The sequence below is a fragment of the Citrobacter sp. Ce129 genome, assembly GCF_030334545.1.
GTDB classification, from domain to species: Bacteria; Pseudomonadota; Gammaproteobacteria; order Enterobacterales; family Enterobacteriaceae; genus Citrobacter; species Citrobacter europaeus.
Window position 1 is genome coordinate 11,814 of record NZ_JAOWDS010000060.1, and the last position, 13,927, is coordinate 25,740.

Sequence of the window (13,927 nt, forward strand, 5' to 3'; positions counted from 1 at the left end):
TGAGCATGGGATGGACAGTAAGAATAAATTCCAATATATCAAAAATATGAGAAAAAAATTAGGCATAGGTCGCACCGAATTTGCCAATCTTCTCGGACTCGGTGCAGCCGGAGAACGTACGGTCCGAGGATGGGAAGAAGAGGAACATGAACCGTCTTCCGTCAAATGGCAGGCCATTCTCGATTTGGAAAAGAAGATGACTGAATATCTGGAAAACGCACCTTTCCGCCAGAAGCCAGCAAATGAATGCAATTTCACCTTCATCGATCTGTTTGCTGGTATCGGCGGTATTCGTCTTCCTTATCAGCAGCAAGGAGGGCACTGTGTATTCTCATCCGAATGGGACAAGTTCTCCCAGAAGACCTATCTAACGAATTTCGGCGAAATGCCCCAAGGTGATATCACTAGAATTCCGGCATCCGACATTCCTGATCACGATGTACTGCTTGGCGGATTTCCATGCCAGGCTTTTTCACAGGCCGGTTTGAAAAAAGGTTTCAGCGATACCCGTGGAACCATGTTCTTCGAAATCCAGCGGATCATGACAGCCAAGCGTCCAAAGGCATTCATGTTGGAAAATGTCAAGCAACTGCAGGGACATGATAAGGGTCGTACCCTGAAGACCATTCTCGATATCCTGCGGGGCAACGGACCCCATTCCGTTCCGGACGATATCCCGATTAGTGAGGATGCCCGCAATGCTCTGTCCGAAAAACTCAATTACTGGGTCGATTACCGTGTACTGCGTGCAGGTGACTTCGGTGCCCCTCAGAACCGTGAACGTATTTTCATCGTTGGTTTTGACCGTGACTATTATAGGGGCGTGGATTTTGACAGTGTATTCAGATGGCCGGTACCTCCTATGACTCCGACCCGTGTTGGTGACATTCTGGAAGACCTCGATCGTCTGCCTCTGTCACAAGACAGATATACCATCTCGGATAGACTGTGGATGGGTCACCAGAAACGAAAACTGGAACACGAAAAGAAAGGAAACGGTTTCGGCTATTCTCTTTTCAACAAGGACAGTGAATACACTAATACCATCAGTGCCCGTTATTACAAGGACGGCTCCGAAATCCTGATTGACCAGTCACATTTGGGTAGGAACCCGCGCAAGCTAACTCCGCGGGAATGTGCACGTCTACAGGGATTCCCTGACGACTACATCGTCGATGCTGTTTCACAGGGCCAGATCTACAAGCAATTTGGCAACTCTGTCTGCATGAATGTCATCCGTGCGGTCTCGGAACAGTTGGTCGAAACTATGAAAAAAGCCGAAATACTGGCTGGTAAGAACCAGAGTCTGGAGCGAACAACAGGCTAATGACCCTGCAGTGGAAGAAAATGTCTTGATGTGATGCCCCTCCTTTACTGAAGCAGCCAATGTAATACTGCCACGGTTTGCGTTTGCTATGGCAGTAAATCACATCACTACATACGTACCCTTTTCATTATCACAATATTCCTCATTGTTAGACTGCATACTGCGCCATCCACTTCCGATCTGATGGCTTCACCACTTTTTTGCCAATCTAAGCATCCCTTCAAACGAACCATTCACTTTTAGAGATCTTCCTTCCGACTGCTCTTGACCCGCCATCTCCGGACAGCTTTTGTAGCTTAAATTAACGATGCCCGCTGCCGCGGGTATTCTCTCGGAAAGAGATATCCCAACGCACTGTGCGGGTGTGCTCCTCTTTCATCTTCATGCCGCGGTACGAGTAACGCACACCTTTAATTTCTTCTCGTTTTGCAGGTACTCGCCAGAGAGATTTATCGAAGTCGAACTCATCCCAACGCGCGAAATGCAACTCACTGGAACGCACAACATATTGATTTTTAAGGAATAATTGGGCTTTTTCGGATGGTCTTGGAAGTACTAATGGTGCCGAAGGCCGGACTCGAACCGGCACGTATTTCTACGGTTGATTTTGAATCAACTGCGTCTACCGATTTCGCCACTCCGGCACGGAAGGGATGCGGAAAACGTTGTGGATTATACCTGTCGTGTGCCACCATGCAAGTGCCAGCGTGTGTCCGGCTCGCTAAGTGTTGAAAATTTCAGCATTACCTTTCTTAGCTGCAATCAACATCACGGTTTCGCCCACGCAAGAACCCCCTTAATCCCCCCTTCTGCGAAGCGTCCCGTTTCCCCATGCTCTACACTTCCAATTCAACACCACACTGAGGGAAACACGATGTCGATGATAAAAAGCTACGCTGCAAAAGCGGCGGGCAGCGAACTCGAACTCTATGAATATGATGCGGGCGAGCTTAAGCCGGAAGATGTCGAAGTCCAGGTCGATTACTGCGGTATCTGCCATTCCGATTTGTCGATGATCGACAACGAATGGGGATTCTCTCAGTATCCGCTGGTTGCCGGGCATGAGGTGATTGGTCGCGTGGCGGCGCTCGGCAGCGCGGCGCAAGATAAGGGTCTGAAGGTTGGTCAGCGCGTTGGGATTGGCTGGACGGCGCGCAGCTGCGGGCATTGCGACGCCTGTATCAGCGGCAATCAGATCAACTGCCTGGAAGGCTCCGTGCCCACCATTCTTAATCGCGGCGGCTTTGCCGAGAAGCTGCGGGCCGACTGGCAGTGGGTGATCCCCTTGCCGGAGAGCATCGACCTGGCGGCGGCCGGTCCCTTGCTGTGCGGCGGCATCACGGTGTTCAAACCGCTGCTGATGCACCATATCACCGCCACCAGCCGCGTTGGGGTGATCGGCATCGGCGGCCTGGGGCATATCGCCATTAAGTTGTTACACGCGATGGGTTGCGAAGTCACCGCGTTCAGCTCCAATCCAGCGAAAGAGCAGGAAGTGCTGGCGATGGGGGCGGATAAGGTGGTCAACAGCCGCGATCCGGATGCGCTAAAAGCGCTGGCGGGCCAGTTCGATCTCATTATTAACACGGTTAACGTCGATCTCGACTGGCAGCCCTATTTTGAAGCGCTGGCCTACGGCGGTAACTTCCACACCGTCGGCGCGGTGTTGAAGCCGCTGCCGGTGCCGGCGTTCACTTTGATAGCTGGCGATCGCAGCATCTCCGGTTCGGCGACCGGTACGCCGTTCGAACTGCGCAAGCTGATGAAGTTTGCCGGTCGCAGCAAGGTGTCGCCTACCACCGAGCTGTACCCGATGTCGCAAATTAACGACGCTATCCAGCACGTGCGTGATGGCAAGGCCCGCTACCGCGTGGTGCTGAAAGCCGACTTCTGATGCCGGGCTCAGTCCCGCAAGGGGCTGGGCCTATTGCCCGTTACGAAACGCGAGCACCGCCTGGCGGCACTGTTCCGTCACATGCTCGATGTCATGGTTCACGTCGATGCGGGCAATATCGCGTTCATCCTCCTGCGGACACTCCAGCGCGTCGAACTGGCTTTTGAGTAATCCCACCGGCATAAAATGCCCTGCCCGACGCTGCATGCGCGCCAGAATGGTCTCGTAGTCGCCGTCCAGCCACAGGAAATGCACATTCGGGCTGCCCTGACGCAATATATCGCGATACTGTTTTTTTAATGACGAGCAAACAATAAACCCGGTCTCATTCTTTTTATATAAACTGTATGAGGCATCATTTAATCGTGCTAACCACGGCAGTCGGTCTTCATCGGTTAATGGAATACCTTCAGACATTTTATCAATATTTTTGGCCGGATGGAGATCGTCGCCATCAATAAATTTAGCCGATAACACTGCGGCAATTTTGCTGCCAATTAAAGATTTACCGCTACCCGAAACGCCCATCAAAATATAACTTTCCCCGGCCATCTAAAAAACTCCAGATTTATATTCCATGGCGCGATACTACGCCTTCCACATTGCAGAATTCACCTTTTTTCGCCGCGGCTGCGTAGATTTACAAGGCGCATCACGTTATGCGTAACATTGTAGTGTAACAATTTTCCAGCGTGACCTGCGTCACAAATAATAACAATCAAAACCGTTTAAATGCTGCCGAGGTTACTACCTGACCAGTGAGGCATTTATGCAAGTCAAAACCCAATCCTGCGTTGTTGCGGGTAAGAAAACTGTTGCCATAACCGACCAAAATATTGAATGGGATAATAAAGGAACATTAGTGCAAATTACCCGCGGCGGTATCTGTGGTTCCGATTTACATTATTACCAGGAAGGGAAAGTCGGTAATTTTACCGTTAAAGCGCCGATGATTTTAGGCCATGAAGTTATTGGTAAAGTGGTGCGCAGCGATTCAAAAGAATTACATGAAGGTCAGTCGGTGGCTATTAATCCGTCGAAACCATGTGGCCACTGTAAATACTGTTTGCAGCACGAAGAAAACCAGTGCACGGAAATGCGCTTTTTTGGCAGCGCCATGTATTTTCCCCACGTCGACGGCGGTTTTACCCGGTTTAAAACCGTCGATACTGCGCAGTGCATCCCTTACCCCCAAGAGGCTGATGAAAAAGTCATGGCCTTTGCCGAACCGCTGGCGGTAGCGATCCACGCCGCGCATGAAGCAGGTGACCTGCAGGGCAAGCGTGTGTTTATCTCCGGCGTCGGTCCTATCGGCTGTCTGATCGTCAGCGCGGTGAAAACGCTCGGCGCAGCAGAGATTGTCTGTGCTGATATCAGCCCGCGCTCGCTGTCGCTTGCCCAGCAGATGGGGGCTGACACGCTGATTAACCCGCAACAGGACTCGCTCGACGAGTGGAAAAAAGAGAAAGGCTACTTCGACGTCAGCTTCGAAGTCTCCGGCCATCCATCCTCAATCACCACCTGTCTGGAAGTCACCTGCGCAAAAGGCGTGATGGTGCAGGTCGGCATGGGCGGCGCGGTGCCGGACTTCCCGATGATGATGCTGATCGGCAAAGAGATCGCGCTCAAAGGCTCGTTCCGCTTTACCACCGAGTTCAACACAGCGGTGTCGTGGCTGGCGAATAACGTTATCGATCCGCTGCCGTTACTCAGCGCCGAATATCCGTTTACCGAGCTTGAACAGGCGCTGATCTTCGCCGGGGATAAAACCCAGGCGGCGAAAGTCCAGCTCGTTTTTGCAGAAACAAAATAAGGAATAACATGATGAACGATCTTTTTTCACTGGACGGCAAAAACATTCTGATCACCGGTTCGGCTCAGGGTATTGGTTATTTACTGGCGACCGGGCTGGGTAAATATGGCGCGCAGATTATCGTCAATGATATTACGCCAGAGCGCGCGGAGGCCGCCGTCGCCAAACTGCAGCAGGAAGGGATCCGCGCCGTTGCCGCGCCGTTCAATGTTACGCATAAACAGGACATTGATGCCGCCATCGAGCATATCGAAAAAGACATTGGCCAAATTGATGTGCTGGTGAATAACGCCGGTATCCAGCGTCGCCATCCGTTTACCGAGTTCCCGGAACAGGACTGGAACGATGTGATTGCCGTTAACCAGACGGCGGTATTCCTGGTCTCGCAGGCGGTAACGCGTCGCATGGTGGAACGCCAGGCCGGGAAGGTCATCAACATCTGTTCCATGCAGAGTGAACTGGGCCGCGACACCATTACGCCGTACGCCGCCTCCAAAGGCGCGGTAAAAATGCTCACCCGCGGGATGTGCGTTGAGCTGGCACGCCATAATATCCAGGTCAACGGTATCGCGCCGGGCTACTTCAAAACCGAAATGACCAAAGCGCTGGTCGAGGATGAAGCTTTCACCTCCTGGTTGTGCAAACGTACGCCAGCCGCGCGCTGGGGCGATCCGCAGGAGCTGATCGGCGCGGCGGTATTTCTCTCTTCTAAAGCATCCGATTTTGTAAACGGTCACCTGTTGTTTGTCGATGGCGGCATGCTGGTCGCCGTCTGATACCACACAACGCAACATCACGCAGCGCCCAGGCGCTGCATTTTTGGCTCCCCCCTAAATAATTCGAGCTGTAGCCAACACACCTGCAACTTGAAGTATGACGGGGATATAAGAGAAACGATTATGCCATTAATAATAATTGCGGCAGGCGTCGCGCTGCTCCTGGTCCTGATGATTGGCTTTAAAGTTAACGGCTTTATTGCTCTGGTCCTGGTGGCGGCGGTCGTTGGTTTTGCCGAAGGGATGGATGCCCAGGCCGTTCTGCACTCAATACAAAATGGGATCGGCGGGACGCTCGGCGGGCTGGCGATGATCCTCGGGTTCGGCGCGATGCTCGGTAAGCTGATTTCCGATACCGGCGCGGCTCAGCGCATCGCCACCACGCTGATTGGCACGTTCGGTAAAAAACGTGTGCAGTGGGCGCTGGTGATCACCGGTCTGGTGGTCGGTCTGGCGATGTTCTTCGAAGTCGGCTTTGTTCTGCTGCTGCCGCTGGTATTTACGGTGGTGGCCTCTTCCGGTCTGCCGCTGCTGTATGTTGGCGTGCCAATGGTGGCAGCATTGTCCGTGACCCACTGTTTTCTGCCGCCGCATCCGGGGCCTACCGCGATTGCCACCATTTTCGAGGCCAATCTCGGCACCACCCTGCTGTACGGATTTATTATTACTATCCCGACGGTGATTGTCGCCGGGCCGCTGTTTTCTAAGCTGCTGACCCGCTTTGAGAAAGCGCCGCCGGAAGGGTTATTCAACCCGCATCTGTTCACTGAAGAAGAGATGCCGTCGTTCTGGAATAGTATCTTTGCGGCGGTAATCCCGGTCATACTGATGGCGGTCGCCGCAGTGTGCGAAATTACGCTGCCGAAAACCAACAGCGTGCGGGTGTTCTTTGAGTTTATCGGCAACCCTGCGGTCGCGTTGTTTATCGCTATCGTGCTCGCCATTTTTACCCTTGGTCGCCGTAACGGACGGACGATCGAGCAAATTATGGATATCATTGGCGACTCTATCGGCGCGATCGCGATGATTGTGTTCATCATCGCCGGGGGCGGCGCGTTTAAGCAGGTTCTGGTCGACAGCGGCGTGGGGCAATACATCTCGCACCTGATGACCGGCACGTCGCTTTCTCCGCTGCTGATGTGCTGGACGGTAGCCGCGTTGCTGCGCATCGCGCTCGGTTCAGCCACCGTGGCGGCGATCACTACCGCAGGCGTGGTGCTGCCGATTATTAACGTCACCCACGCCGACCCGGCGCTGATGGTGCTGGCTACCGGCGCGGGCAGCGTGATTGCCTCCCACGTTAACGATCCGGGATTCTGGCTGTTTAAAGGCTATTTTAATCTCAGCGTGGGGGAAACGTTGCGCACCTGGACGGTGATGGAAACGCTGATTTCCATTATGGGTCTGCTGGGCGTTCTGGCGCTGAACGCCATCCTGCATTAAAACGGTCATCACCGGGGAGCACAGGTCAGCGCTCCCCGGTACTGGAGAGAAGATGAGGAACCACAGAATTTCTTTGCAAGACATCGCCACGCTGGCGGGCGTGACCAAAATGACGGTGAGCCGCTACATTCGCTCGCCGAAAAAGGTCGCAAAGGAAACCGGTGAACGCATTGCGCAGATTATGGAGGAGATTAATTACATCCCTAACCGCGCGCCCGCGATGCTACTGAACGCGCAAAGCTATACGCTCGGCGTGCTGATCCCCTCGTTTCAAAACCAACTGTTCGCCGACATTCTGGCCGGTATTGAATCGGTCACCTCCGACCATAATTATCAGACGCTGATCGCCAACTACAATTATGACCGGGAATCCGAGGAAGAGTCGGTGATCAATCTGCTGTCGTATAATATCGACGGCATTATCCTGTCCGAGAAATATCACACTCTGCGCACGGTTAAATTTCTGCGTTCAGCCAACATACCGGTAGTAGAACTGATGGATATTCAGGGCGATCGTCTGGACATGGAAGTAGGGTTCGATAACCGTCAGGCGGCGTTTGATATGGTCAGCACCATGCTGGACAAACGCCAGCGCCGCAAAATCCTCTACCTTGGTTCAAAAGATGATGTCCGCGATGAACAGCGCTATCGCGGCTATTGCGATGCCATGACGCGTCGGGGTCTGACGCCGCTGCGCGTCAATCCGCGATCTATTTCCTCTATTCATCTTGGCACCCAGATGATGCGGGACGCGCTCACCGCGCATCCGGATTTAGACGGCGTATTTTGTACCAACGACGACATCGCGATGGGCGCACTGCTGCTGTGCCGCGAACGCGAGCTGGCCGTTCCGGAGCAGATCTCGATTGCTGGTTTTCACGGGCTGGAAATGGGCCGGCAGATGATCCCCAGCCTCGCCAGCGTGATCACTCCGCGTTTCGACATTGGCCGTATGGCGGCACAGATGCTGCTGAGCAAAATCAAGAACAACGACCATAATCACAACACCGTGGATTTGGGGTATCAGATTTACCACGGCAATACGCTTTAACTCATTTTCTCTCGCCATCGCATATTCTCTTTGATGGACATTGCCTATACTCCAGGCAGGATAAATGGAGGAAATCTCAATGAGCGCACCCCTGCTAATTGCCCGCACGCCGGACACCGAACTGTTTTTATTGCCAGGCATGGCCAACCGTCACGGGCTGATTACCGGCGCGACCGGGACCGGTAAAACCGTCACGCTACAGAAGCTGGCCGAATCGTTGTCCGAGATTGGCGTGCCGGTATTTATGGCCGATGTGAAAGGTGACTTAACCGGCGTAGCCGAGGAAGGACAAGCCTCTGAAAAGCTGCTCGCCCGACTGAAAAACATCGGCATTACCGACTGGCAACCGCATGCTAATCCGGTCACAGTGTGGGATATCTTCGGCGAAAAAGGTCACCCCGTGCGGGCCACGGTATCTGACCTCGGTCCGCTGCTGCTGGCCCGTTTGCTGAACCTCAACGATGTGCAGTCCGGCGTACTGGATATTATCTTCCGCATTGCCGATGACCAGGGTCTGTTGCTGCTCGATTTCAAAGACCTGCGGGCCATCACTCAGTATATTGGCGATAACGCCAAATCCTTCCAGAATCAGTACGGCAATATCAGTAGCGCCTCGGTCGGGGCTATCCAGCGCGGACTGCTGTCGCTGGAGCAACAGGGTGCGGCGCACTTTTTTGGCGAACCGATGCTGGACATCAAAGACTGGATGCGTACCGACGCCAGCGGCAAAGGGATGATCAACATCCTCAGCGCCGAGAAGCTCTACCAGATGCCCAAACTGTACGCCGCCAGCCTGCTGTGGATGCTCTCCGAACTGTACGAACAATTGCCGGAAGCGGGCGATCTGGAGAAACCAAAACTGGTGTTCTTCTTCGATGAAGCGCACCTGCTGTTCAACGATGCCCCGCAGGTGCTGCTGGATAAAATCGAGCAAGTCATCCGTCTGATTCGCTCGAAAGGGGTCGGCGTGTGGTTCGTCTCGCAAAACCCGTCGGATATTCCGGACAACGTGCTCGGCCAGTTGGGCAACCGTGTGCAGCACGCCCTGCGCGCCTTCACGCCGAAAGACCAGAAAGCGGTGAAAACCGCGGCGCAAACCATGCGCGCCAACCCGGCATTTGATACCGAAAAAGCCATTCAGGAACTGGGTACCGGCGAGGCACTAATCTCGTTTCTTGATGCCAAAGGCAGCCCGTCAGTGGTTGAGCGAGCGATGGTGATTGCACCGTGTTCACGGATGGGACCGGTGACAGATGACGAGCGCAACGGGCTGATTAATCACTCTTCGCTGTACGGCAAATATGAGGAAGAGGTCGACCGTGAATCCGCCTATGAACGTTTGCAGCAAGGCGTGCAGGCCAGTACCGAGCAGCAAAATACGCCTCCCGCCAACGGTAAAGCGGTTGAGGTGGACAGCGGTATTCTCGGCGGGTTGAAGGATATTCTGTTTGGCAGCACCGGACCACGTGGCGGCAAGCGCGATGGCGTAGTACAGAGCGTGGCGAAAAGCGCGGCGCGCCAGGTCACCAATCAGATAATCCGCGGTATGTTGGGAAGTTTGATGGGCGGGAGAAAACGTTAACAGGAAGCCCCTCCCGCACAGCGGGAGGGGTAGATATTACGACTTACGCAGCATCAGCCACAGGCTAATCAAGAAGAAGCTGGCGCTTGGCAACAGCGCACCGATAATCGGCGGAATGCCGTACACCAGCGTCAGCGGGCCAAAGATTTGGTCCAGCACATAGAACACAAAGCCAAAGCTAATCCCTGTCACCACGCGCACGCCCATCGGCACGCTACGCAGCGGACCAAAGATAAACGACAGCGCCATCAGCATCATGACCGCCACAGACAGCGGCTGGAAGACTTTGCTCCACATATTGAGCTGATAGCGTCCGGCGTCCTGGCCGCTCGACTTCAGGTACTTCACGTAGTTATGCAGACCGCTAATCGACAGCGCATCAGGATCCAACGCCACGACGCCGAGCTTGTCGGGCGTAAGGTTGGTTTTCCAGGTACCGCTCACCGTTTGCGATCCGGTGATTTGCTTCGGATCGGTCAGGTTGGATTCATCCACCTGCGCCAGACGCCAGACCTTTTGTTCCGGGTCAAACGTCGCGCTTGCGGCATAGCGAACGGACTGCAGACGGCGTTTGTCGTTAAAGGAGTAGATGCTAATCCCACCTAACTCGGCGTCGCCTTTCACCCGCTCGATGTAGACAAAGCTGTCGCCATCTTTCGCCCACAATCCCTGCTGGGTGGAGAGCAACGAGCCGCCGTACATCTGCTGCGCACGGTAGTTACGCGCCATCTGTTCACCCTGCGGCGCCACCCATTCACCGATGGCCATCGTCAGCAGCACCAGCGGAATCGCGGTTTTCATCACCGACAACGCCACCTGCATACGGGTAAAGCCGGAAGCCTGCATCACCACCAGTTCGCTGCGCTGGGCCAGCATGCCCAGACCCAACAAAGCACCCAGCAGCGCCGCCATCGGGAAGAAGATCTGGATATCTTTCGGCGCGCTGAGCAGGGTATACAGCCCGGCGCCCATCGCATCGTAGCTCCCCTGCCCGGCTTTTTTCAGCTGGTCGACAAACTTGATGATCCCGGAGAGCGACACCAGCATGAACAACGTCATCATGATGGTGGTGAAAATGGTTTTACCGATATAGCGGTCAAGTACACCAAAAGGCTGCATTATACCGCTCCTTTACGCATAAAACGGGCACGCAAGCGGCGCATCGGCACCGTATCCCAGAGGTTAAGCACAATCGCCAGCGCCAGATACGCCAGGTTAACCGTCCACATCCAGAATACCGGATCCAGCTTACCTTTACCGCCGTTCGACTTCAGCGACGTCTGCACCAGGAAGAACAGCAAATAGAGCAGCATGGCTGGCAGCATCGACAGTACGCGACCCTGACGCGGGTTCACCACGCTCAGCGGTACGACCATCAGCGCCATCATAAATACGGTGAATACTAACGTGATACGCCAGGTCAGCTCCGCGCGGGCGCGATCGGTATCGGTCGTCCACAGCGTACGCATGTTCATCTGGTCGGTATCGTTTGGATCCAGCGCCACGGCCTGATGACCGATAATCGCCTGATAATCCTGGAAGTCAGTAATGCGGAAATCGCGCAGCAGCGCGGTCCCTTCAAAGCGCGTACCCTGGTTAAGCGTCACGATCTGAGAGCCATCGCGCGTCTGGGTAAGATGTCCGGAATCCGCTACCACCACCGAAGGACGGGCGTTACCTTTCGGGCGGATTTGCGCGAGGAACACATCGTTGAAGTTGCTGCCGTCAACGCTTTCGATAAACAGCACCGAACCGCCGTTAGTCGCCTGTTGGAACTGGCCCTGAGCGAGCGCCGCCATACCGGGGTTCGCTTTCGCCTCCGCCAGCACTTCGTCCTGATGTCTGGAGGACCACGGTCCAGCCCACATCACGTTGACCGCCGCAATAATACTGGTAAACAGCGCCAGCACCATCGCCGCTTTCACTAATACAGCCTTGCTCAGCCCACAGGCGTGCATGACCGTAATTTCACTTTCGGTATACAGTTTGCCCAGCGTCATCAGCAGCCCGAGGAACAGGCTTAAGGGCAAGATAAGTTGCGCCATTTCTGGCACGCCCAGCCCCAGCAGCGAGAGCACCAGATTCGCCGGGATATCACCGTCAACCGCCGCACCAAGGATCCTGACCAGCTTTTGACAAAAGAAGATCAAAAGCAGGATGAATAGGATCGCAAGTTGGCTTTTGAGCGTTTCCCGAACCAGATATCTTATGATTATCACTTTAAATACGCCCGTAAAAACCCGTCTTTTGCCGGAATTTAGCTTGTTTCATGGCTTAAACGTCATTTATTCTCTTGAGTCGTCGAAATCGTCGCTAAGATCATTATACTCAACGGATCCACCTCTCAGAAATTGTTCTGACGTGCCAATGCCGTAATAACGTTAAGATTAACACGAAGTCACCGCAACAGCGGGTATGAGTTACGAAAGCTTGCAATTCTATCCGTAGCCACCGCCGTTGTCTTTAAGATTCAGGAGCGTAGTGCATGGAGTTCAGTGTAAAAAGCGGTAGCCCGGAGAAACAGCGGAGTGCGTGCATCGTCGTGGGTGTCTTTGAACCACGCCGCCTCTCTCCGATTGCAGAGCAGCTCGACAAGATCAGCGACGGGTACATCAGCGCACTGCTGCGTCGTGGTGAACTGGAAGGCAAACCGGGTCAAACCCTGTTGCTGCACCATGTTCCTAACGTTCTGTCTGAGCGAATTCTCCTCATTGGGTGTGGCAAAGAGCGCGAACTTGATGAGCGCCAGTACAAGCAGGTCATTCAGAAAACCATCAATACGCTGAATGATACTGGCTCAATGGAAGCCGTCTGCTTCCTGACTGAGCTGCACGTCAAAGGGCGCAACAACTACTGGAAAGTGCGCCAGGCCGTTGAGACGGCACAGGAAACGCTATACAGCTTTGATCAACTGAAGACCAACAAAAGCGAGCCGCGTCGCCCGCTGCGTAAAATGGTCTTCAACGTACCGACCCGCCGCGAATTGACCAGCGGTGAGCGTGCTATCCAGCACGGTCTGGCGATCGCCGCCGGTATTAAAGCGGCAAAAGATCTCGGCAACATGCCGCCGAACATCTGTAACGCCGCCTACCTGGCCTCTCAGGCGCGCCAGCTGGCAGACAGCTACAGCAAAAATGTTGTGACCCGCGTGATCGGCGAACAGCAGATGAAAGAGCTGGGCATGCACTCTTATCTGGCCGTCGGTCACGGCTCGCAGAACGAGTCGCTGATGTCGGTCATCGAGTACAAAGGTAATCCGTCCGAAGACGCGCGTCCGATTGTGCTGGTCGGTAAAGGGTTAACCTTCGACTCCGGTGGTATCTCCATCAAACCTGCCGAAGGCATGGATGAGATGAAGTACGACATGTGCGGTGCTGCAGCGGTATACGGCGTGATGCGCATGGTGGCTGAGCTTCAGTTGCCAATCAACGTCGTCGGCGTGCTGGCGGGTTGCGAAAACATGCCGGGTGGCCGCGCGTATCGCCCAGGCGATGTACTGACCACGATGTCCGGGCAGACCGTTGAAGTGCTCAACACCGACGCCGAAGGCCGTCTGGTGCTGTGCGACGTGTTAACTTACGTCGAGCGCTTTGAGCCAGAGGCGGTGATTGACGTTGCAACCCTGACCGGCGCGTGCGTGATTGCGCTGGGCCATCACATCACCGGCCTGATGTCGAACCACAATCCGCTGGCACATGAGCTGATCGGCGCGTCCGAGCAGGCTGGCGACCGCGCGTGGCGTTTGCCGCTGGGTGATGAATACCAGGAGCAGTTAGAGTCCAACTTTGCGGATATGGCGAACATCGGCGGACGTCCTGGCGGAGCCATTACCGCAGGCTGCTTCCTGTCACGCTTTACCCGTAAGTACAACTGGGCGCACCTGGACATCGCCGGTACCGCATGGCGTTCAGGGAAAGCCAAAGGCGCAACCGGTCGTCCGGTGGCGCTGTTGTCGCAGTTCCTGCTCAATCGCGCCGGTTTTAACGGCGAAGAGTAAGTTTGAGATTGCCCCGTAGGCCGGATAAGCGCAGCGCCATCCGG

General features: G+C 54.6%; 12 protein-coding genes, 1 tRNA gene and 1 pseudogene. 8 read left to right on the forward strand and 6 right to left on the reverse strand.

All coding sequences use genetic code 11. The features are described from left to right. Window positions 1–10 precede the first annotated feature (10 nt). Window positions 11–1,327, forward strand: a complete 1,317-nt coding sequence (locus OGV77_RS11210) for a DNA cytosine methyltransferase (protein ID WP_087051784.1) — start codon at window positions 11–13, stop codon at window positions 1,325–1,327. A 364-nt stretch (window positions 1,328–1,691) separates the two neighbouring features. On the opposite strand, the pseudogene OGV77_RS11215 reads toward OGV77_RS11210, so the two are convergent. Both OGV77_RS11215 and OGV77_RS11220 read right to left on the reverse strand, forming a co-directional pair. Next, window positions 1,692–1,829, reverse strand: a pseudogene (locus OGV77_RS11215) (tyrosine-type recombinase/integrase); the annotation flags it as partial. A 57-nt stretch (window positions 1,830–1,886) separates the two neighbouring features. After that, window positions 1,887–1,971, reverse strand: a tRNA-Leu gene (locus OGV77_RS11220). A gap of 230 nt (window positions 1,972–2,201) precedes the next feature. On the opposite strand from OGV77_RS11220, the gene ahr reads away from it, so the two are divergent. Beyond that, window positions 2,202–3,221 carry an NADPH-dependent aldehyde reductase Ahr gene (gene ahr / locus OGV77_RS11225; protein ID WP_016155584.1) on the forward strand — a complete coding sequence of 340 codons (1,020 nt, stop codon included), beginning with the start codon at window positions 2,202–2,204 and terminating at the stop codon, window positions 3,219–3,221. Between the two features lie 30 nt (window positions 3,222–3,251). Here ahr and idnK read toward each other — a convergent pair whose 3' ends face one another. Continuing rightward, window positions 3,252–3,773, reverse strand: coding sequence for a gluconokinase (gene idnK / locus OGV77_RS11230; protein WP_047358547.1), 522 nt, complete (start codon window positions 3,771–3,773; stop codon window positions 3,252–3,254). A gap of 217 nt (window positions 3,774–3,990) precedes the next feature. Here idnK and idnD point away from each other — a divergent pair, with 217 nt between their 5' ends. The 5 genes from idnD (at window position 3,991) to OGV77_RS11255 (ending at window position 9,886) form a co-directional block, all read left to right on the forward strand. Next, window positions 3,991–5,034, forward strand: coding sequence for an L-idonate 5-dehydrogenase (gene idnD / locus OGV77_RS11235; RefSeq protein WP_087051782.1), 1,044 nt, complete (start codon window positions 3,991–3,993; stop codon window positions 5,032–5,034). 11 nt (window positions 5,035–5,045) lie between these two features. Next, entirely contained in the window at window positions 5,046–5,810 is a 765-nt protein-coding gene (idnO, locus tag OGV77_RS11240; protein ID WP_047406550.1) for a gluconate 5-dehydrogenase, read from the forward strand. A 123-nt stretch (window positions 5,811–5,933) separates the two neighbouring features. Beyond that, window positions 5,934–7,253: a gnt-II system L-idonate transporter gene (gene idnT / locus OGV77_RS11245; RefSeq protein WP_016155581.1), complete on the forward strand. Its 1,320-nt coding sequence runs from the start codon at window positions 5,934–5,936 to the stop codon at window positions 7,251–7,253. Window positions 7,254–7,305: 52 nt separating this feature from the next. Beyond that, window positions 7,306–8,304, forward strand: coding sequence for a DNA-binding transcriptional regulator IdnR (gene idnR / locus OGV77_RS11250; RefSeq protein WP_043018255.1), 999 nt, complete (start codon window positions 7,306–7,308; stop codon window positions 8,302–8,304). Between the two features lie 79 nt (window positions 8,305–8,383). Beyond that, window positions 8,384–9,886, forward strand: a complete 1,503-nt coding sequence (locus OGV77_RS11255; protein ID WP_047413287.1) for a helicase HerA-like C-terminal domain-containing protein — start codon at window positions 8,384–8,386, stop codon at window positions 9,884–9,886. A 36-nt stretch (window positions 9,887–9,922) separates the two neighbouring features. Here the strand turns inward: OGV77_RS11255 and lptG are convergent, their stop codons facing one another. From lptG to OGV77_RS11270, 3 genes are all read right to left on the reverse strand, one after another. Next, the gene (lptG, locus tag OGV77_RS11260) at window positions 9,923–11,005 is read right to left on the reverse strand and encodes an LPS export ABC transporter permease LptG (protein ID WP_043018254.1); all 1,083 of its coding nucleotides are present in this window, start codon (window positions 11,003–11,005) and stop codon (window positions 9,923–9,925) included. Then, window positions 11,005–12,105 (reverse strand): LPS export ABC transporter permease LptF, encoded by a 1,101-nt coding sequence (lptF, locus tag OGV77_RS11265; RefSeq protein WP_047406555.1) that lies wholly within the window; start codon window positions 12,103–12,105, stop codon window positions 11,005–11,007. Before lptF ends, lptG begins: the two co-directional genes overlap by 1 nt. 62 nt (window positions 12,106–12,167) lie before the next feature. Beyond that, entirely contained in the window at window positions 12,168–12,218 is a 51-nt protein-coding gene (locus OGV77_RS11270; RefSeq protein WP_212723231.1) for a hypothetical protein, read from the reverse strand. A 153-nt stretch (window positions 12,219–12,371) separates the two neighbouring features. Between OGV77_RS11270 and pepA the strand changes: the two genes are divergently transcribed. Further along, complete coding sequence (gene pepA, locus OGV77_RS11275) at window positions 12,372–13,883, forward strand: leucyl aminopeptidase (protein ID WP_003025870.1); 1,512 nt, start codon at window positions 12,372–12,374, stop codon at window positions 13,881–13,883. Window positions 13,884–13,927: the final 44 nt, after the last annotated feature.